Origin of the sequence: Pseudoalteromonas sp. CST2, from assembly GCF_028599385.1 — a bacterium.
Classification (GTDB): domain Bacteria; phylum Pseudomonadota; class Gammaproteobacteria; order Enterobacterales; family Alteromonadaceae; genus Pseudoalteromonas; species Pseudoalteromonas atlantica.
In genome coordinates, this window is record NZ_JAQREO010000008.1 from 83,378 (window position 1) to 102,396 (window position 19,019).

The 19,019-nt window shown below is 40.5% G+C and carries 17 protein-coding genes and 2 tRNA genes; 8 read left to right on the top strand and 11 right to left on the bottom strand.

Translation table 11 applies throughout. From position 1 onward, the window contains the following. Nucleotides 1-102 precede the first annotated feature (102 nt). Both PSH41_RS12030 and PSH41_RS12035 read left to right on the top strand, forming a co-directional pair. The gene (locus PSH41_RS12030; RefSeq protein ID WP_004589186.1) at nucleotides 103-759 is read left to right on the top strand and encodes an HD domain-containing protein; all 657 of its coding nucleotides are present in this window, start codon (nucleotides 103-105) and stop codon (nucleotides 757-759) included. Nucleotide 760: 1 nt separating this feature from the next. Further along, a complete protein-coding gene (locus PSH41_RS12035; protein ID WP_054983077.1) occupies nucleotides 761-1,189 on the top strand; it encodes a VOC family protein in 429 nt (142 codons plus the stop codon). Here the strand turns inward: PSH41_RS12035 and PSH41_RS12040 are convergent. Together PSH41_RS12040 and PSH41_RS12045 are read right to left on the bottom strand one after the other, a co-directional pair. Beyond that, nucleotides 1,186-2,181: a response regulator gene (locus PSH41_RS12040; RefSeq protein WP_054983078.1), complete on the bottom strand. Its 996-nt coding sequence runs from the start codon at nucleotides 2,179-2,181 to the stop codon at nucleotides 1,186-1,188. The genes PSH41_RS12035 and PSH41_RS12040 overlap by 4 nt on opposite strands. 9 nt (nucleotides 2,182-2,190) lie before the next feature. Continuing rightward, entirely contained in the window at nucleotides 2,191-5,523 is a 3,333-nt protein-coding gene (locus tag PSH41_RS12045; protein ID WP_273589116.1) for an MHYT domain-containing protein, read from the bottom strand. Nucleotides 5,524-5,832: 309 nt separating this feature from the next. Here PSH41_RS12045 and PSH41_RS12050 point away from each other — a divergent pair, with 309 nt between their 5' ends. After that, a complete protein-coding gene (locus PSH41_RS12050; protein ID WP_273589115.1) occupies nucleotides 5,833-6,483 on the top strand; it encodes a M48 family metallopeptidase in 651 nt (216 codons plus the stop codon). Nucleotides 6,484-6,546: 63 nt separating this feature from the next. Here PSH41_RS12050 and PSH41_RS12055 read toward each other — a convergent pair. Continuing rightward, a tRNA-Tyr gene (locus tag PSH41_RS12055) sits at nucleotides 6,547-6,631 on the bottom strand. 48 nt (nucleotides 6,632-6,679) lie between these two features. Next, nucleotides 6,680-6,764, bottom strand: a tRNA-Tyr gene (locus tag PSH41_RS12060). A 112-nt stretch (nucleotides 6,765-6,876) separates the two neighbouring features. Here PSH41_RS12060 and PSH41_RS12065 point away from each other — a divergent pair. After that, nucleotides 6,877-7,404, top strand: coding sequence for a VC2046/SO_2500 family protein (locus PSH41_RS12065; protein WP_273589114.1), 528 nt, complete (start codon nucleotides 6,877-6,879; stop codon nucleotides 7,402-7,404). A gap of 190 nt (nucleotides 7,405-7,594) precedes the next feature. Next, complete coding sequence (locus PSH41_RS12070; protein WP_004589192.1) at nucleotides 7,595-7,897, top strand: DUF6172 family protein; 303 nt, start codon at nucleotides 7,595-7,597, stop codon at nucleotides 7,895-7,897. A 128-nt stretch (nucleotides 7,898-8,025) separates the two neighbouring features. Here PSH41_RS12070 and PSH41_RS12075 read toward each other — a convergent pair whose 3' ends face one another. The 3 genes from PSH41_RS12075 to PSH41_RS12085 all read right to left on the bottom strand — a co-directional run bounded on the left by PSH41_RS12075 (nucleotide 8,026) and on the right by PSH41_RS12085 (nucleotide 9,721). Continuing rightward, a complete protein-coding gene (locus PSH41_RS12075; protein ID WP_029774254.1) occupies nucleotides 8,026-8,505 on the bottom strand; it encodes a YchJ family protein in 480 nt (159 codons plus the stop codon). Between the two features lie 42 nt (nucleotides 8,506-8,547). Further along, nucleotides 8,548-8,982, bottom strand: a complete 435-nt coding sequence (locus tag PSH41_RS12080; protein ID WP_029774255.1) for a SulA-like leucine-rich domain-containing protein — start codon at nucleotides 8,980-8,982, stop codon at nucleotides 8,548-8,550. Between the two features lie 283 nt (nucleotides 8,983-9,265). Beyond that, the gene (locus PSH41_RS12085) at nucleotides 9,266-9,721 is read right to left on the bottom strand and encodes a tetratricopeptide repeat protein (RefSeq protein WP_064386675.1); all 456 of its coding nucleotides are present in this window, start codon (nucleotides 9,719-9,721) and stop codon (nucleotides 9,266-9,268) included. A 117-nt stretch (nucleotides 9,722-9,838) separates the two neighbouring features. Between PSH41_RS12085 and PSH41_RS12090 the strand changes: the two genes are divergently transcribed. After that, nucleotides 9,839-11,131, top strand: a complete 1,293-nt coding sequence (locus PSH41_RS12090; protein ID WP_004589400.1) for an NCS2 family permease — start codon at nucleotides 9,839-9,841, stop codon at nucleotides 11,129-11,131. 253 nt (nucleotides 11,132-11,384) lie between these two features. On the opposite strand, the gene PSH41_RS12095 is transcribed toward PSH41_RS12090, so the two are convergent. Beyond that, the gene (locus PSH41_RS12095) at nucleotides 11,385-12,143 is read right to left on the bottom strand and encodes a hypothetical protein (protein WP_064386676.1); all 759 of its coding nucleotides are present in this window, start codon (nucleotides 12,141-12,143) and stop codon (nucleotides 11,385-11,387) included. 293 nt (nucleotides 12,144-12,436) lie between these two features. On the opposite strand from PSH41_RS12095, the gene cysB reads away from it, so the two are divergent. Then, nucleotides 12,437-13,414, top strand: coding sequence for an HTH-type transcriptional regulator CysB (gene cysB / locus PSH41_RS12100; protein WP_024032357.1), 978 nt, complete (start codon nucleotides 12,437-12,439; stop codon nucleotides 13,412-13,414). Nucleotides 13,415-13,485: 71 nt separating this feature from the next. Here cysB and PSH41_RS12105 read toward each other — a convergent pair whose 3' ends face one another. The 3 genes from PSH41_RS12105 to pabB form a co-directional block, all read right to left on the bottom strand. Beyond that, nucleotides 13,486-14,862 carry an L-serine ammonia-lyase gene (locus PSH41_RS12105; RefSeq protein WP_004589403.1) on the bottom strand — a complete coding sequence of 459 codons (1,377 nt, stop codon included), beginning with the start codon at nucleotides 14,860-14,862 and terminating at the stop codon, nucleotides 13,486-13,488. Between the two features lie 102 nt (nucleotides 14,863-14,964). Next, on the bottom strand, nucleotides 14,965-15,540 hold the full coding sequence (locus tag PSH41_RS12110; RefSeq protein ID WP_273589113.1) for an NUDIX hydrolase: 576 nt from the start codon (nucleotides 15,538-15,540) through the stop codon (nucleotides 14,965-14,967). A gap of 6 nt (nucleotides 15,541-15,546) precedes the next feature. Further along, nucleotides 15,547-16,893, bottom strand: a complete 1,347-nt coding sequence (pabB, locus tag PSH41_RS12115) for an aminodeoxychorismate synthase component I (protein WP_248461690.1) — start codon at nucleotides 16,891-16,893, stop codon at nucleotides 15,547-15,549. A 169-nt stretch (nucleotides 16,894-17,062) separates the two neighbouring features. Between pabB and PSH41_RS12120 the strand changes: the two genes are divergently transcribed. Continuing rightward, complete coding sequence (locus tag PSH41_RS12120) at nucleotides 17,063-18,589, top strand: fumarate hydratase (RefSeq protein WP_004589406.1); 1,527 nt, start codon at nucleotides 17,063-17,065, stop codon at nucleotides 18,587-18,589. Nucleotides 18,590-19,019: the final 430 nt, after the last annotated feature.

A 19,019-nucleotide genomic window follows, 5' to 3' on the forward strand; every position in this document is an offset into this window, starting at 1 on the left:
GTCAAGCATAGGGCAACATACAATGAATGTTTTGCAAGGGAGGTGTAAAGCACGTTAAAGTACGAATAATTCTCATATAAATTAGTTTTTTGGAACATCACTGTGGCCAACACTGCTTTAAGCCCTGAGTTACAACAGCTTGATTCTCAATGTCGCTCATTTATTACTTCGTTAATACATGCCGATGTAGCACACGACATAACGCATATTGAACGCGTAGTGCGTGTTGCTATTCAATTATGTCACGCCGAGCAAGCCAATATGAATATTGTTTTGCCAGCGGCGTGGATGCACGATTGTGTTGCGGTGGCAAAAAACCATCCCGATAGAGCAAAAGCATCTACTATGGCGGCAGATAAAGCCATTGCGTTTTTAAAATCAATTAACTACGACGCATGTTTGTTTGATGATATTCATCATGCTATTGCTGCCCATAGCTTTAGCGCCAATATAGCGGTTAAAACTGTAGAAGCGCAAATCGTGCAAGATGCCGATAGAATGGATGCACTCGGTGCAATAGGCGTTAGCCGTTGTATGAAAGTAGGGGGCTCTATTAGCCGCTTACTGTATAACCCTGATGACCCATTTTGTGTTAACCGCGAAGCAGATGATAAAACCTATACCCTTGATCACTTTTTTATTAAATTGCTTCATATTGCTAAGAGCATGAATACGCCCTCAGCTAAAGCCGAGGCAGAGCGACGCACAGAGTATATGTATGCGTTTTTAGAGCAGCTAAAATCAGAAATTGGTCAATAATATGAGCGCTCCTTTATTATCGGGCATTGATCATTGCCACCTTAATGTTGAAAACATCCAAGAAGCGCTAAAGTGGTACAAGCAGGTACTAGGCTTTAGCGTAGTTGAAGAGCTTGCCTTTTGGGATGAAAATGGCAAAGGGCCACTCACACTTGAAGATAGCGCAAAAACAACGCGTTTAGCGTTATTTGAAGGACAAGGGCGAAGCAAAGGTATTGCTTTTGCAGCCACCGGTGCACAGTTTATTGGTTGGGTTGATTATTTAAATGACTTAAACATAAAAACTGTACTGGCTGATCACGGTGTAACGTTTTCGCTTTATTTTAAAGATAACAGTGGGAATAGCCACGAAATAACCTCTCATGACTACCCGCACATAAAAGCGGTATATGGTGATGTAAAACAAGGCTCACGCACGCGCAATACTTAGTGTTGCTCTTGATATGTGTTTTTAATTGCGATTATAGCATCGAGCTTATTTACAAATAAATTGATGAGGTGGGGGTCAAAGTGTTTACCCGCTTGTGCTTGCATATGCTCAAGCGCTTCTTCTACACCCCAAGCCTCTTTATACGGGCGTTTTGAGGTAAGGGCATCAAATACATCTGCAATAGCCACAATACGCCCTTCAACCGATATTTGTTCGCCTTTTAAACCATTAGGGTAGCCACTGCCATCCCACTTTTCGTGGTGCTCTATAGCCAGTTTATGGGCAAGTTGTAATAGCGGTGATGAGGAATTTGCTAAAATTTGCGCGCCAATAGCCGCATGCTGTTTCATGTGGTCAAATTCGTCAGGGGTTAATCGCCCAGGTTTTAATAAAATAGCATCCGGAATACCTATTTTACCTACATCGTGCATGGGGGCTGCTTGGCGAAGTAGCTCTGCTTGTTGCTCACCCATGCCAAATTCTAATGCTAATAATTTACTGTATTGGCTCATCCTAGCAATGTGCTCGCCAGTGTCTGTGTCTTTGTACTCTGCAGCGCGGCCTAACCGATGTACTAAATCAACATGGGCTTGCTTTAATTGCTCGGCTTGTACAAGCGATAAATGCGTTTTAACACGTGCGCGCACAATCGCAGGGCTAATAGGTTTAGTAATGTAATCAACAGCACCGAGTTCAAAGCCTTTAAACTCATCGCTTTCATCACCCAAAGCCGTTACAAAAATAATTGGGATATGCGAAAGCGCGGGTGTGCTTTTAAGTATTTCGCACACCTCAAAGCCATTCATATCGGGCATCATGATATCGAGTAATATAAGTTTAGGCTGTTCTTTTTCTAGTAGCGCAAGTGCTGCAGCGCCTGATTTAGCAAAAGACATACGGTATTGATTACCTAATACTTCTCGCATGACTTTTAAGTTAGCAGGTTCATCGTCAACGATTAATATACGTGGTTTGTCGTTGCTAAAATCCATTCAATATTCTCATTCTTGGGTAAACTCTTTAATTAGACCGTCTAGCACGTGTTGCGCCTGATCAAAGTTAAATTCATCAAATGCGTTTACAACCTCATTGATTTGAGTTTGTAAGTGTGCAGGGGCGTTATTTTCAAGCTGCGCTAGCAAATCATCGTTGAGCTCAGCGCTTTGCGCTTCATGGTGCAGCGTTTCACACAGTGACTTTAATTCAGCCGCGTTTAGCGTGCTTTTTTGTTCAGTATTTTCACTCTCAGCAGGCGTGATTTGTGCGCACTCATCGCCTGATATTAAGTGTGTTATTGTCTCTAACTCGTCTTTTATTTGTGTTATTAACGCTGTAGATTGCTCAGAAGTTTGCTCGCGCTCTAAATTGGCTAGTAAAGTCATTAATGTTGTTAGGCCTAAATTACCGGCGACCCCTTTAAGGGTATGTATCAGGCTATTGGCGTCTTTAATCTCAGATAACTTACTGTTAAATAAAATATCAAATCGTTTATTGCTGTCATTTATAAATTTGGCAATTTCAGTTAACTGTTTGCATTTATTACCCCAAAGCAATACACCTTTTTCAAAGTCGATGTGTTTAGCCTCAGGGTCTGATTGGCTAATAACCATATCTTTAGCAATACCTAAGCCAAGCACCTGGGCTATTTCTTGGTTAAGCTGATTTATATCTATCGGCTTATTAGCAAAGCCGTTCATGCCGGCACGTTTAGCTGTGAGTTTATCTTGTTGTAGGACGCTTGCCGTTAACGCAATAATGGGGGTAAATTTAAGCTGCCTTTGCTTTTCTATGGCTCTAATTTTTGTGGTTGCTTCTATGCCATCACACTCAGGCATATGAATATCCATTAAGATGACATCAAAATCTTGCTTCTCGAATATTGCAATAGCCTCTAAACCGTTGCTTGCTTTGCTTACCAAATGTTGATCTTTAGAAAGTAATAACGAAAGCAGCTCGGTGTTTTGCTCAATATCATCCACCACAAGTACCCTTAGCGATGGTAATTGAGTGTGCAGGCCATCGAAATGGTCTATTTTTTCTGAATCGCCTTTTATAAGCGGTAAAGAGAAGTAAAAGCAGGTGCCTTTGTTTTCTTCACTGACTAGGTTTATAGTGCCGCCCATCAGCTCTACTAATTGTTTACTAATGGTTGTTCCAAGGCCTGTACCGCCAAAGCGACGAGTAGTGGTACCATCGGCCTGAACAAACGGCTGAAATATAGCTTTAACGCGGTCTTTGGCAATACCTATACCGGTATCTTGCACTTCAAAAAAGAGCTGATCGGTTTGTGTAGTACTTACAGTTAGCTCAACCGAACCTTGTTCGGTAAATTTAATGGCGTTACCGATGAGGTTAGTTAAAATTTGCCTTAACCTATCTGGGTCGCCATAGTAAGTTGTGGCAACAGAGTCTTTAATATTCAACTTTAAACGCAAGTCTTTCTTTTTTGCTTCAAGCCAAAATGTCGAAATAATGCTATCGAGTACTTGTTTTAAACTAAAGTGAACGGGTTCAATCGTTAGCTTTCCGCGCTCAAGTTTTGCGGTATCAAGCACTTCGTTAAGTAACCTTAATAATGAACGCGCCGCATTATTAACTGTAACCAAGTGTTTTTGCTGTTCTTGGTTTAGTGGAGTGTCCATCAGTAGGTCGCTAAAACCGATAATAGAATTCATCGGCGTGCGGATCTCATGGCTCATATTAGCCATAAAAGATTGCTTAGCGTGCGCTGCTTCTTCAGCTTGTAGTTTTGCCTGCTCAAGTTTGTCTTCGTATTCTTTTTGCTCGGTAATATCAACCAATACCCCATCTATCCACTGCGGGTTATTATCTTTATCAAGGGTAATACTGCCTTTATCTAATACCCAGGCAACTTTGCCGTTACGGTGGCGAATACGATACTCTACCGAGTACTTTAAACTTGAGGTCATGGCTTGCGCTACGGCTTCGTTTACCGTTGGCTGATCTGTTTTCAAAATAAGGTCGTTAAGTTCAATGCAGCTTTCTGTGAACTCTTCTGGCGTGTACCCAGTTAGCTCAGCCACTGTTGGGCTGATAAATAACATGCTCCAGTTTTCGTCGTACTTACAGCGAAAAGCAGCGCCAGGCATATTATCCATTAAAGAGCGGTACTTTTGCTCTTTTTCAATAAGGCTTTGCTGCATAGCGCGTTGTTCGGTTAAATCGGTGATAAAGCCAACATACAACGGCATATGGCCGGGCTGATTAACTTCCCCTATACCTAAGCGAATAGGAAAAAGGTGGCCATCTTTGTGTTTGGCAGACACATCCCTATTTATACCAATTACTTTACCTAGATCTACATTTTTGGCGTGAGACAAATAGCCATCATGGTGGCGAGCGATTTCATCGGCCATCAGCATTTTTACATTATGACCTTGAACTTCGTTTTCTCGCCAACCAAAAATTTTGCTGGCCGCTTCGTTAAAGCTCAAAATAATGCCGGTGTGATCTATAGTCACAATGCCATCAATAGCAGTGCCTAAAATAGCATTTAGTCGAGATTCATCCGCCGATTTTTCCTCAAGCAGTAAGCGGTATCTAACCATGCCATTTATAACTGCAATAACACAGGTTATAGCAACAGTCGCGGTAGCTACGGCAATAGCCACAAAAGCAAGCTCAGTGGTTGACTCTTGATAATCGGGTAAAAGCGGTGTGGTTGCAACAAAGCGGGTAGCGGCCATACCCATATAGTGCATACCTGCCACCGCTGAGCCTAAAATAACAGCGGTAATAGCGCGCGCTTGCAGTAGTGATAAATTAGGTAGTAAACGCGTTAAATGATAACGCGTAAAAAGTGCTATAAACGATAAACCAACAGCGACCACAATTGATAAAGCAAATATGATTGCATCGTAACGTAGTAACGGGGCCAGCTCCATTGCTGCCATGCCGCTGTAGTGCATTGTACCAATGCCTGAGCCTAGTAAAATAGAGCAAATAATAAGGTTTTTATATGACCCTTGCGATTTTACTAAAATCGAAAAAGCATACTGACATGCAATAAACGCCGGTAAAAAAGACAAAACGGTAATGATTGGATCATAGCTAATGTTTGTGCATAACGAAAAGGCCAACATACCTATAAAATGCATACTCCAAATACCGGCCGATAAAACAGTGGCACCGGTTACATTAGCTAAGCGTTTATAGTTTTCGAACTTTGTTTGCTTTGCTACATCAACTAACCAGAGCGTAAAAAAGGCAGCAAAAATAGTGGTAATGACCGATAAACTAACCAGTATAGGGTTATATGCACCGTTAATTATGAGGCTCGGATCGTGGTCGGTTATAAAAAATGCAGACAGCATAGTGGCTCAAATTAGTATCTTTATTGAACTAGTTTAATAGATTTAATATATAAATAAACTGTTAATCTATTAATTTATATTATAAATCAATGAGGTTACTTTTTAGCATTAAAATATTAACATGCGTAACGTGCTTTATTAATAAGACGTGATTTTGCGTAAATAAAAATAATAATAAACACTGAGCCCATTTATTTATCGCTAAATAACTGCATTGATTAAATAAGGCTTTATAATACGCTTTTATTTATATTTAGAGCATACACCTTGTTTGAGTATCAGCTAAAACGCAGTGCAAGGCGTAAAACAGTGGCAATAAAAGTTAGCCAAAAATCAGTCACTGTTTATGCGCCTACACACGTGCCAAAACTACAAATAGAACAATGGCTGTTTAGTAAAAAAGAGTGGGTAACTGCGCAATTGCATAAACAACTTAACGCCATTGATACTCAACAACACCCGTTTAAAAACCAGCAAATAATGGTTTTTGCTAAGCCATATACCATTACTTTTGCAAAAGGGACACGCTCTCATGTTCAGCAATCCGATAGCGTATTTACTATTTACACTTCTAATCGAGTAAAAAAACAGCCTGAAAAACGCAAGCAGTTACTTTGCCTTGCCCTTGAAGAAACGCTAACAAACTACATTGAAATGCGTTTAGCTTATTATTGCCAACAGATGTCAGAAGCATTACCGACTAAATTGACGATTGGAAGTTATAAACGTAAGTGGGGGAGTTGTAATTCTCGGCGAGAGCTAACCTTTAGCCTTAACCTTGTTGGGGCGCCTCATCGTATAATTGATTATGTTATTGTGCACGAATTAGCTCATTTAAAGTATTTGAACCACAGCAGCGCTTTTTGGAAGCGCGTAGCTAAATTTTATCCCGATTATAATTCTGCATCAGCATGGCTTAAAAACCACGGGGCAACATTACAGTGGGTATTTGATAATTAGTCTAAAAATGAAGTTTTAAATAGTGATGAAAAAGATGTAGAAAAAGATACTGAAGATAAGAAGTGGTGGAGGGAGCTGGATTCGAACCAGCGAAGGCTGAGCCGTCAGATTTACAGTCTGATCCCTTTGGCCGCTCGGGAACCCCTCCACACTATTTTATTACATTTGGCCCCACTTAACTTAGCGGTAAGAAAAGTGGTGGAGGGAGCTGGATTCGAACCAGCGAAGGCTGAGCCGTCAGATTTACAGTCTGATCCCTTTGGCCGCTCGGGAACCCCTCCAATGCAACGGCGCTGATAATAGCAAACTGCGTATTTAAGTAAAGAAAAAAGCTAAAGAAATTTGAAATAAAGCCGATAAATATCTATCAGTTATCATAATCGGCTAAAGACTATGCAAATCGATGATTTGTTAATCACAGAGAGTCAACTAAAGACCAGGCTAAATAAAAGTGTGCATGAAAATCGCAGAGGCGAATTCTCACTTTTATTAGCGATGCTATCGCACGATGCGCTGGATTTTAGTCAATTTCACTTGCCAAAAAGTGAAACGCATAGTGATTATGTAGACGAAGAACAGTTAAGGGAGCGCTTTGGTGCTGGACCAAAGCAATTATTAGCTCCCGAAAAATTTGATATGACCATAGGGCAAGAGCACGCGTCGGTGATTGTTCAACAAGGCGAGCAAGCGGGCATGAAAGCAATAAAATTAAGCCACTGCTTAAAGCCTGAGCCACTAGCGATTAGAGATGACAAGTTACATATTCCTTTAACAGTAATCGATAATTGTGAACTATCAGTACGCAGGCGCTTAAATGACACGCACACCGCGCTTGCAAGTCCACAAATGGACGCCGCGGCATTTTATGACGATTTAACTAATGAGGCTATACATAAGCCATTGCTTGTTGCTAACGCATAAAAATAATTTAACACTTGTGCGTTTTAAAAGCCTAAAACACCTTATATTTAATAACCGGTTATGCAATAAAATAGAACAATTCTTTTTTTGTTTAAAAAAAGCATCCACAAATTAAATGCAATTGCTATAATGGCTGCAAATGGTATGACTTGAGTGCCATTATCATTAAATCAAGGTAATTAGGAACGTAATGAAGAAAACATTCACGCTAAATCATGAGAAAATCAAATACCCTCGTATGGTTGATGCTGCAAAGCATGAAGTGAAAAAATATTTGAAAAGAGAGCGCAATAAAACGCTACCTGTTGAAGCTGATTACTGGGCGTTTGACTGTAAGTTTGGTACAAGTGCCGATGATGCCGAAGTTGTTCACGTAGCTGAAATTAACAACAAGATCAGCGAAATCGAAAAGCAGGCGCTTACTTCATTCTATGTTGAGATTTTAGCTAGACCTGCGCAGCGTGAATCGTTCGATTTAGATGATGATGAATAACCAATAGCAATATTGTAGAAAATGGACCTAGATGGTCCATTTTTTGTTTATGGCAGTTATTAACATGTTTAGTTGTATAGAGTAGCGCTTAAATAAAAAGCTATTTTATGCTAAGTGTTTAGCTTATTTTATACACTGTGACACTTTTTATATTTTTTGCCGCTTGCACATGGGCAGGGGTCGTTTCTGGCAACTTTTATATCGGCGACCGGATTAATAATACCCTCTAAATAACGCCATTCACCGTCCTCTTTTATAAAGTCTGATTTCTCATCCAACTCACAATATAAGTTTTGGTAAAAATAATACGCATTAAAGGCAACATAACCTCGCTCATCACTTTGCTGCGTATCGCGCACAACTAATTTTACAAAGCGGCAGCTATTGGCAAAGTCAGCAATTTCATTTACTGGGTTTTGTGCTTGTTTTTCTTTGGCGTAAGTTTTAAATACATAAGATGCATTTTTTAATGCATAAGCACTAAAGCGCGAACGCATTAGTTGCTCAGGTGTGGCTGGGGTTTTTATATCAAGATGATAAGGCTGGCAACAGTCGCCATAATTAAGCTGACTGTTGCATAAGCAAGCGCTAGTACTGGTTACACTCATAAAATACTAATTAACATAAATTAAAAATGTATTTTACCAAGCTTATTGAGTAAGTGATATTGCTGTAGTACTGGTTTTTTTAGTAAAGCAAAATAGCTTAGCGCTTCTTTTGTTTAAATTAAGCGATAAATTAACAAGCTGCTGCTCACTTACTATATCTGTCCACGTAATAATGGCTGCAAAGTTACCATTATGAAGTGCTGAATTAAGCACATACTCTAAATTTACTAAATGCTTTTGTCTTATTACAAGCAGTTTGCTGGTATCTATAGAGCAGCTATCTAGCAAGGCTTTACTAGGCACATGGTCGGGCGCAATCAGTAAGGTCCACGCGTTAGAGCTATTGTATTGGTGCAACACTTTTAGCATCTCAAACGTAGCAGAAATTTCATCTTCTACTTTTATTAAGTTTACCGACTCACTTTCATTATGTTGTTGGTAGCTTTTAACGGTTCTTACGGTAATTGGCTGTAGCATAGGTCTCACTCACTGGGTTTATATACAGTACGTGTATACAGTAGTTTATACAGTTGTTGTGTGCAAGCGTTTTTTGTTATTTTTTATACAGTTAATGGTTTTAAAAAGTAAAGAATAAAAATAACCATTTAAAAACAGTGGGTTATAGTTTAAGCTGTGTAAGTGAAAGCTGAGGGTGTTTGCAGTACTGTATAAAGTGTAGCAGTGTTATACAGTACTTAAGGGATGGCTATACAGTTATTTTAGTGTGTTTTACAGTGCTTAGCTGTTAGCTATACAGTAGTTAGTTATTTTTTGGAATTAAGTGGGCAAACTGAATTTGGTGGATTTGCTCATACAAACTGGCTGCATAGCACTGAGCGTCTTTAAGACGTTTGGTGTCGATATATTTTCTTAAATCATTTAAAGCCGCGGTTGCCGGTTCATAGCCTTGGCTGCTGGCTAAACTCAGCCATGCTGCTGCGTGAAATACGCTTTTTGGTACGCCTTGGCCTTTGACAAAAAATAACCCTAAATAAAACTGGGCGCGATGATTTCCGGCCATTGCGGCAAGGCGCATCCACTTAGCTGCCAACGGTGCTTGGTTATGCTTTAAATAATACAGTGCTTTGTTAAGTGTTGTTTGCTCACTTACATCACTATTGTTTTCAGCGCTGTGGTTTGTAGGCTGTGTTACAAAATCTAAAATATTGTTTAATTGCTGCTCTAAGTCTTGTCCGCTAGGCTGAGTCTTATTCATATATTTTCTTTTTTATAGTTTCTACGTCAACAGTTTAGTATATCGCAAGGTAAAATGTCCTGTTTATACTTAATTTTATGGTAAAATTACGTCACTTTTTACTATCACAAGTCTATTATGCTCGAAGCTCTATTTAAACTCCGCGAAAACAACTCCAATGTGCGACGCGAAAGCATTGCTGGAATCACTACTTTCATTACTATGGTTTACATTGTATTTGTAAACCCTGCAATGCTTGCGGAAGCAGGCATGGATCAAGGTGCTGCATTTGTTGCTACCTGTATTGCGGCTGCTATTGGCTGTTTTATTATGGGATTGTGGGCTAATTACCCTTTAGCACTTGCGCCGGGCATGGGTTTAAACGCATTTTTTACTTACGGTGTTGTACTGGGCATGGGTTATAGCTGGCAAGCTGCATTAGGTGCGGTATTTATGTCTGGTTGTATATTTTTAATATTAAGTTTGTTTAAGGTCAGAGAGTGGATAATTAATGCTATTCCTTTGGTCTTAAAGCAGGCTATTGCCACTGGTATTGGTGCGTTTTTAGCGTTAATTGCGCTTAAAAATGCAGGCATTATTGTTTCAAGCCCAGCTACATTAGTACAGCTTGGCGATATTACTTCGGCAGGTCCTTTATTAGCTATTTTAAGCTTTTTTGTCATTGCTGCTTTGCTTTATCGTGATATAAAAAGCGGCGTACTTATTAGCATTTTGCTAGTAACGGGCATTGCGTTAAGCCTCGACTTAGTTGAGTACCACGGCGTAATGTCAATGCCACCATCTATTTTACCTACCTTCATGCAACTTGATTTTGCAGCGGCCTTTGAGCTTTCTATGCTGAGTGTAATTTTTGCGTTTTTGTTTGTTGATTTATTTGATACATCAGGCACGTTAGTTGCGGTAACTCAAAAAGCAGGCTTAGCCGATGAAAAAGGCAATATGCCACGTTTAGGGCGTGCTTTAAGTGCAGATAGTACAGCTACTATTGCGGGTGCAATGTTAGGTACTTCTACCACTACTTCTTATATTGAGTCTGTAGCCGGTGTATCAGTTGGTGGGCGTACTGGCTTAACAGCTGTTGTTGTGGGTATATGCTTTTTACTAATGATGTTTTTTGCGCCGCTTGCGCAAATGGTGCCGGCTTATGCAACAGCGGGTGCTATTTTATACGTTGCGGTATTAATGCTGCAAAACCTTAAGTTTGTAAACTGGGATGACATGAGCGATGCAATTCCGGTAAGTGTGGTATTACTTATGACGCCGCTTACATTCTCTATTGCGCACGGTATTGCTCTTGGTTTTATATCGTATACTGCGGTTAAAGTACTGTGTGGTAAACGCGATCAGGTTAGTATTAGCGTGTGGATATTAACAGCGTTATTTATTATCAAGTTTGCATTTTTATCGTAATAGTTAATACCCATTCTTTTAGCTAAGAGCCTTAGTTTCAGGGTGGGTAAACATTTATTATTTAGTGGCTATCGCTCATGCCGCTGCGTTGTTATACCTTGCGTATCTATATTGTGGTAAATGAGCGTTTATAACGTAGTTAGCGCTAAGTAGTGCCTCAAAATACGTTAGTATTTACCCATTGGTAAAAATAGCTTAACAGATACAAAAAAGCCCATACCTTATGTATGGGCTTTCTTTTGGGTATTTAAAATTACCATTTCTTTTTAGGTGCAAATAATACATCTAAGTCATCTTGCTCTGCTTCTGCTTTTTTCTTCAGGGCAGTGGCATTTGATGCTTTTAGTTCGGTGCTTATTTCTTCTAAATAGGCTTCAACTTCTTGGCGTTTTGCGTTTACGTATTCATCAGAATAGGTAACGGCACTAAGTGTGGCATAGGCTTTTTCAAAATATTGCCTAGCAGAGCCCACCATGCTCGCTGAGCGAGCAGATAAACCGCGTTTAATTTGGCTTTCTATGTTGATTCTAAGTTGTAACTTTTCTAGGCGCTTATCTTCTGCTGCAAATACTTGGCTATCTACACGGCCTTTACTGTGCTCAGAGCGCATAATAACTCTAAGCTTTTTTATGCCCTGAATTAACGAGACTAACTGCTTATCGTTACTTGGTAACGATAAATTGTCGCTGCTATTACCTTGTACTGCACCACTTAGCTTTTCTTTAGCTTCGTTCATTCTGCTTTTTAATGCTTTAGAATTAGGTGAATGGTTCACCATAGCGTTTAGTGCTTCGTAACATCTACGTTGTAAAACGCGTATAATGTTTTCAGAAAGCGGAATATTAGCGCTATTCATAAGTGCTTCTTCGGTTTCTTCAATTATCGCTTTTTGTTTTGTTAATTCTTTGCGACGTTCAACTTCTTGCTTTTCTTTATGCTGCTGTACAGCGCTTACCCACAGTGCAATCACTATCAGTGCCACTATAAGCACAATTATAATCGAAACGATCATGGCTTAATTCTCGGATTCATAATCTATTTTTTTATATTACATCAAATATATGCTTTGAGGGTAGCTTTGCGCTGATTAACTTAAAAATATGTTAAAAATTAGATATAAGAATAATGTATTATAAGTTGAACCTGAATAAACATCGCTATCTGCAGCGGGTTTATTATGCTAGCCTTAATGCTTAAATAATGAAAATATACGTGCTTACTTTGCCAAGTTTTAACTAAATTAAACTTGGTTTTGCTTAGTATTACCATCATATAAGCTTAATAATAACGTTAAAAACTGCAACCATGAAATTACAACAACTTAGATACATCGTAGAAGTTCAAAACCATAAGCTAAACGTATCAGCAACTGCTGAGAGTTTATTTACCTCACAGCCTGGTATATCTAAACAAGTGCGCATGCTTGAAGATGAGCTAGGTGTACAAATTTTTGGCCGCAGTGGTAAGCATTTAACGCATGTTACAGGTGCCGGCGAAGAAATAATTAACATTTCTCGCGAAATTTTATCTAAAGTCGAAGGTATAAAAGCGGTTGCTAATGAGCACACGCTGCCTGATCAGGGTAAACTAAATATAGCCACTACACACACGCAAGCTCGTTATGCTTTGCCTAGTGTTATTCAGGGCTTTATGAAAAAATACCCAGCTGTTTCGCTGCATATGCATCAAGGTACACCACAACAGATTTCTGATGCGGCAGCGCGCGGTGACGCAGACTTTGCCATTGCAACTGAAGCACTTCATTTATACTCAGATTTAGTTATGCTGCCTTGCTATCATTGGAACCGCAGCATTGTGGTGGCAAAAGATCATCCTCTAGCACAAAAGGCCGACAATTTAACCGTTGCCGATATAGCTCAGTATCCGCTTATTACGTATGTATTTGGGTTTACTGGTCGCTCTGAGCTTGATAAAGCATTTAATGCGCACGGCCTTGAGCCGCACATTGTGTTTACTGCAACCGATGCCGATGTAATTAAAACTTATGTAAGGTTAGGGCTAGGTGTAGGTGTAGTCGCTTCAATGGCCGTTGATCAATTAAGTGACACAGATTTAGTGTGTATTGATGCCAGCCATTTATTTGAAGCTAGCACAACTAAAATTGGCTTTAGAAAGGGCAGTTTTTTACGTACTTATATGTATGACTTTATTGAGCGTTTTGCCCCGCATTTAACTAAAGAGCGAGTAGAGCGAGCAAGCTTATTACGTAATCAAGAAGATGTTGATGCGTTATTTGCCGACATAGAACTGCCAGTAAAATAGTAAGACTTTAAGTATACAAATACTAAAAAACCGCGTATTGCTAAAATACGCGGTTTTTTGTTTTTATACGCTTAACATTCAATAATGTTTACCGCTAATCCACCACGTGCGGTTTCTTTATATTTGGTTTTCATGTCGTTACCGGTATCGAGCATGGTTTTAATCACTTTATCAAGCGACACCTTTTGCTCGCCACTGCCACGTATTGCTAGGCGAGAGGCATTAATTGCTTTAATGGCGCCCATGGCATTGCGCTCAATACACGGTACTTGTACCAATCCGCCTACAGGGTCGCAGGTTAGGCCTAAATTATGCTCCATGCCTATTTCGGCGGCGTTTTCAACATGTACTACATTACCACCAACAATTTCGGTGAGTGCGCCAGCGGCCATTGAACAGGCAACACCTACTTCACCTTGGCAGCCTACTTCTGCGCCCGAAATAGAGGCATTTTTTTTGTATAAAATACCAATCGCCGCTGCGGTTAATAAATAGCGTGTGGCTATGTCGCGGTCCACTTCTTTAATAAATGTGTGGTAGTACATTAAAACGGCCGGCAATATACCCGCAGCACCATTTGTTGGCGCCGTGACTACGCGCCCACCTGCGGCATTTTCTTCATTTACAGCCAAGGCGAATAAATCCACCCAATCCATTGCTCTGAGTGGGTCATTACTCACTTCTACATTTAGCTTTAAATACAAACTAGGTGCACGGCGTTTAACTTTTAAACCACCTGGTAAAATTCCCTCGGTGCGCATGCCACGTTCAATACAGGCTTTCATTACTTGCCAAATATTAAACAACTCGTCTTTAATATCGTCTTCTTTGCGCAGCGTTTTTTCGTTATGCATCATTAAAGTAGATACACTAAAGCCTGATTCTTTACACAGCTCTAGTAAATCTTTTGCACTTTCGAACGGGTAAGGAGCCGGGTTTTGCTCGCGAATATCAAGGGCTGCTTGTTTTTCGTTTTCAAATTCTTCATCGGTAACAATAAAGCCGCCGCCAATAGAATAGTACACTTTGCTATATACTTTTTCGCCATTATTTGAGGCAATAATTTCCATGGCATTAGAGTGCTTAGGTAAGGTTTTGCGGCGATGAAAAACAATAGCCCCTTGCTTAGGAAAGTTCGCTTTATGGGTTTGGTTGAGGTATATCACTTGCTCTTTTTCAATGGTGGCAAGGATATCGTCAACTAAATCGGCATCTATTGTTTCTGGGTCGTAGCCGGCAAGCCCTAATATAACGGCTTTACCAGAGCCATGGCCTACGCCGGTTTGACCCAGTGAGCCATAAAGCTCTACCTTTATATCGGTAACAGAGGTTAAAAGTTGTTGCTCTTGTAGGTCATTAACAAATAAGCGCGAGGCACGCATTGGGCCAACGGTATGTGACGACGATGGGCCAATACCAATGCTAAACATATCAAATGCACTGATCATACTATGGGTCTCTACTTTATTTACTCAGCCCGAAAGCTGTTCTTTGAACGGTCGAGTATCATAACGTTAATTCTATATTATGTAACTATTTGGCCGTAAGTTTTACACTGGTAGGGCAAGCTGTTTTGTAAAGTTTTTTATAATGCTAGCCGTTGCTCCCCACAGTAATCCGTGCGGTGTACTAAACCCTCGCAAGGTGATGGTTTTGCCAAAACGTTGAAAAGGAATGGGCTGCCAATTGGCCTCTTTTGAAAGCTGGGTAAGCGACAGTAAAAAGCTAGCTTGCACTTCATTATAATCGTTCTCCCATACTGTGTGTTCACCAAGTAAACCCACAAATGGGCTAATGCTAAAGCCAGTTAGGGTAGAGTATTGTGGCAGCTGCCCGAGCACTTTAACATTACTTGGCGCTATATTAAGCTCTTCGTGTAGTTCTCGAAGCGCTGTGGTGCGCAGGTGCTTATCGCTTTGCTCAAATTTACCGCCGGGTAAACAAATTTCCCCAGGGTGATGATGTAAATAAGTAGGGCGTTTGCACAATAAAATATGCGCGTGGTTATCAACATCAATAATAGGCAGCATAACCGCACTGGCACGCTTTTTACGGGTATCTTTTATTTGATTTGGCGCGGCAGTAGGGCTTAGCTGAAACCGCGCCATAATATGTTCACTATTCAAAGCGTTCTACTGTTTTAATAAAGGAAGTATTTTATTCACTTTATCGTATGTTTCTTGGTATTCCAATTCGACTTTAGAATCAGCGACAATACCACCACCGGCCCAGCAATAAATGTGTTCGTTATGACAAACCAATGTACGGATTGTAATACTGGTGTCCATATTACCGCAGGCGCTTAAATAACCTATAGAGCCACAGTAAATACTACGCCTATGAGGCTCTAGCTCTTCAATTATCTCCATAGCTCTAATCTTAGGCGCGCCAGTGATTGACCCACCGGGGAATGCTGCTTCAAGTTGATCAACACACGTTTTGCTCTCATCCAGTTCTGCCGTTACGGTACTCACTAAGTGATGCACTGCCGGAAAGCTCTCAATAGCAAAAAGTGAGGGCACCTTTACAGAGCCAGGTTTTGCAACCTTACCTAAATCGTTACGCAGTAAATCAACAATCATTACATTTTCTGCGCGGTCTTTGGTTGAGTTTTCAAGGGCTCTGGCTTGCTGTTGGTCGGCGATTGCATCTGCCATGCGTGGCAAAGTGCCTTTGATGGGTTTTGTTTCAACTATATTGTCGTGAACTGCAATAAAGCGCTCTGGCGATATTGATAAAATGGCGCCACGTGGGTGGTTAATAAAGCTAGAAAATGGCGCTTTATTAGCCTCACGTAATACTTTGTAGGCTTGGAAAGGGTCGCCTTTAAAACCGGCACTAAAGCGCTGTGCTAGGTTGATTTGATAGCAATCACCACTTTTTAAATAATCTTGTATTTGCGCAAATTTGTCAGCGTATTCATGCTCACTCATATTTGAGTGCCAAGCGCTGGTGAGCGAAAACTGTGCAGGCGCTGCATCGTTTGCTAAATACTGCTGGTAAAGCGCTAAACGGTTCACCTCAGGTTGGGAAACGTAAAACCAGCTTTGCTGGTGTTTATCAAATATCAGCGCATCTAAATAAAGGCCAATGGCCATTTGTGGCAACGTTATATCGTGTTTTGCCGTGCGTGGCATGTGCTCAATAATACGCCCTAAATCGTAACCAAAATAACCAAGCCAGCCGCCGTTAAAAGGCAGGTTATTAGCGGCTTTTTGCGCGCTAAGTTTACTTAGTTCTTCGTTCATTATTGTAAAGGGGCTACGCGAGTCAAGCTGCTGATTAAATATGCTTTGATTATTGTTTACTTCTAAAATAGCGTGAGGCTCTATCGCAATAATATCAAAGCGACTATTTATGTGCTCGCTATTGGCTGAGTCTAGTAATACGGCATAGGGTAAATGCGCAAAATGCGCGAAAACATCAATGCAGTTTTGTGTTATGGCTAATTTTACACAATTTTTTTCATTGTTTAGCATTTACTGCCCCTTTAAGAACTGGCTCGAAACGGGCTGGGAGGGTATCATAAGTCAAATTTTTTTGGCAGCGTTTAGTATCAAATCTACGTTGTAATTAAAACAGTGCAAACCACCGTCACCGGTTTGGTATAGATTACGCTTAAGCGTAACGCTAACTTAAGGAACCACTATGAGTACAATCCGTCAGCAAGACTTTATTGATAGCATTGAAGATGCGTTGCAATATATCTCTTTTTATCACCCCCTTGATTTTGTTCAAGCGCTAGAAAAAGCCTACAACAAAGAACAAAGCAAGGCTGCAAAAGATGCAATCGCGCAAATTTTAATTAACTCGCGTATGTCGGCTGAAGGCAAGCGTCCATTGTGTCAAGACACGGGTATTATTACCTGTTTTGTAAAAGTAGGGATGGATGTTAAGTGGGATAAAACAGATTTAACCGTACAACAAATGGTTGATGAAGGCACACGTCGCGCATATTTAAATCCAGATAACCCACTACGCGCTTCTATTGTAGCTGACCCTGCTGGCACACGTAAAAACACTAAAGATAATACCCCTTCAGTTGTACACATCGATTTAGTGGCGGGCGGCGAAGTAGAAGTAATGGTTGCAGCGAAAGGCGGCGGCTCAGAGAACAAAAGTAAAATGGTTATGCTAAACCCATCTGACGATGTTGCTGCATGGGTAGAAAAAACGCTACCAACAATGGGCGCTGGTTGGTGCCCGCCAGGCATGCTAGGTATAGGCATTGGTGGAACCGCCGAAAAAGCAGCTGTAATGGCAAAAGAGTCGTTAATGGACCCGGTTGATATTCATGAGCTTATGGAGCGCGGTGCAGAAACAACGGAAGAAAAACTGCGTTTAGAAATTTTTGAACGTGCTAACAAGCTAGGTATTGGCGCGCAAGGTTTAGGTGGTTTAACAACGGTTGTTGATATTAAAGTAAAAACAGCGCCTACGCATGCGGCATCAAAACCTGTTGTGATGATCCCTAACTGTGCAGCTACGCGCCACGTACACTTTACACTAGACGGCTCAGGCCCTGCAGATTTAAAAGCACCTAAGCTAGAAGACTGGCCAGAAGTGACGTTTGAAGTAGGTGAAGGAACTCGCCGTGTTAATTTAGATACGTTAACTAAAGAAGACACCCGCGAGTGGAAAATGGGAGAAACTGTTTTACTCTCAGGCACTATTTTAACAGGCCGTGACGCTGCTCATAAACGCTTACAAGATATGATCAATTCAGGTGAAGGTTTACCTGAGGGCGTTGATTTTGATAATAAGTTTATTTATTACGTTGGCCCAGTTGATGCTGTAGGTGATGAAGCCGTAGGCCCAGCAGGCCCTACGACCGCAACACGTATGGATAAATTTACCGATATGATGCTGGAAAAAACCGGCATTGTAGGCATGATAGGCAAAGCTGAGCGTGGTCCTGCTACAGTTGAGTCGATTAAAGAGCATAAATCGGTTTATTTAATGGCTGTAGGTGGTGCGGCATACTTAGTATCTAAAGCAATTAAAAAAGCACGCGTGGTTGCCTTTGAAGATTTAGGTATGGAAGCAATCTACGAATTTGAAGTAGAAGATATGCCAGTTACGGTTGCTGTAGACAGCGAAGGTGCTAACGCACACACACAAGGCCCTGCAATTTGGAAAGCTAAAATTGAAGAGCTAGACGGCAAGCTTAAATAAAGGTTTATGTAATCTAATAAAAAAGCGAGCTTAGGCTCGCTTTTTTTGTATTTGTTTTATGAAATATTAAAAAAGCGTAAATTGCCCCTTCAAATAAACACCTCAGACCAGTTGTGGTAAATCTGCTTTTTACTTCATAAACCTATACACTGTGCGACTTTGCTGGGAGGGGAACTGTGTAATACAAGGTTTACACTTGGTGTTACCTTTACGTTCACGTAAATGTGAAGGCACTTTTTAACGGTGTTGTTAGCTTTAAATTTAATTTATATGCCTTTTGTTGAATTTTATATCCGTATTTTGTTGTTATTTGGATTTATTAATTCACAAAGCTCGCTTTTTTCGGGTTTAACTTCTCATTATGTGGCACCCTTAAAAATGAAGTGGTAAAGTTTCGTCAATTTCCAGCGCTCATCCCTCTCACGGGTAA

Excerpts from the sequence above, each read along its gene's own strand:
- PSH41_RS12035 (WP_054983077.1), top strand. The coding sequence starts at position 761 with ATGAGCGCTCCTTTATTATCGGGCATTGATCATTGCCACCTTAATGTT.
- PSH41_RS12040 (WP_054983078.1), bottom strand. The coding sequence starts at position 2,181 with ATGGATTTTAGCAACGACAAACCACGTATATTAATCGTTGACGATGAA.
- PSH41_RS12045 (WP_273589116.1), bottom strand. The coding sequence starts at position 5,523 with ATGCTGTCTGCATTTTTTATAACCGACCACGATCCGAGCCTCATAATT.
- PSH41_RS12065 (WP_273589114.1), top strand. The coding sequence starts at position 6,877 with ATGCAAATCGATGATTTGTTAATCACAGAGAGTCAACTAAAGACCAGG.
- PSH41_RS12070 (WP_004589192.1), top strand. The coding sequence starts at position 7,595 with ATGAAGAAAACATTCACGCTAAATCATGAGAAAATCAAATACCCTCGT.
- PSH41_RS12075 (WP_029774254.1), bottom strand. The coding sequence starts at position 8,505 with ATGAGTGTAACCAGTACTAGCGCTTGCTTATGCAACAGTCAGCTTAAT.
- PSH41_RS12080 (WP_029774255.1), bottom strand. The coding sequence starts at position 8,982 with ATGCTACAGCCAATTACCGTAAGAACCGTTAAAAGCTACCAACAACAT.
- PSH41_RS12085 (WP_064386675.1), bottom strand. The coding sequence starts at position 9,721 with ATGAATAAGACTCAGCCTAGCGGACAAGACTTAGAGCAGCAATTAAAC.
- PSH41_RS12090 (WP_004589400.1), top strand. The coding sequence starts at position 9,839 with ATGCTCGAAGCTCTATTTAAACTCCGCGAAAACAACTCCAATGTGCGA.
- PSH41_RS12095 (WP_064386676.1), bottom strand. The coding sequence starts at position 12,143 with ATGATCGTTTCGATTATAATTGTGCTTATAGTGGCACTGATAGTGATT.
- cysB (WP_024032357.1), top strand. The coding sequence starts at position 12,437 with ATGAAATTACAACAACTTAGATACATCGTAGAAGTTCAAAACCATAAG.
- PSH41_RS12105 (WP_004589403.1), bottom strand. The coding sequence starts at position 14,862 with ATGATCAGTGCATTTGATATGTTTAGCATTGGTATTGGCCCATCGTCG.
- pabB (WP_248461690.1), bottom strand. The coding sequence starts at position 16,893 with ATGCTAAACAATGAAAAAAATTGTGTAAAATTAGCCATAACACAAAAC.
- PSH41_RS12120 (WP_004589406.1), top strand. The coding sequence starts at position 17,063 with ATGAGTACAATCCGTCAGCAAGACTTTATTGATAGCATTGAAGATGCG.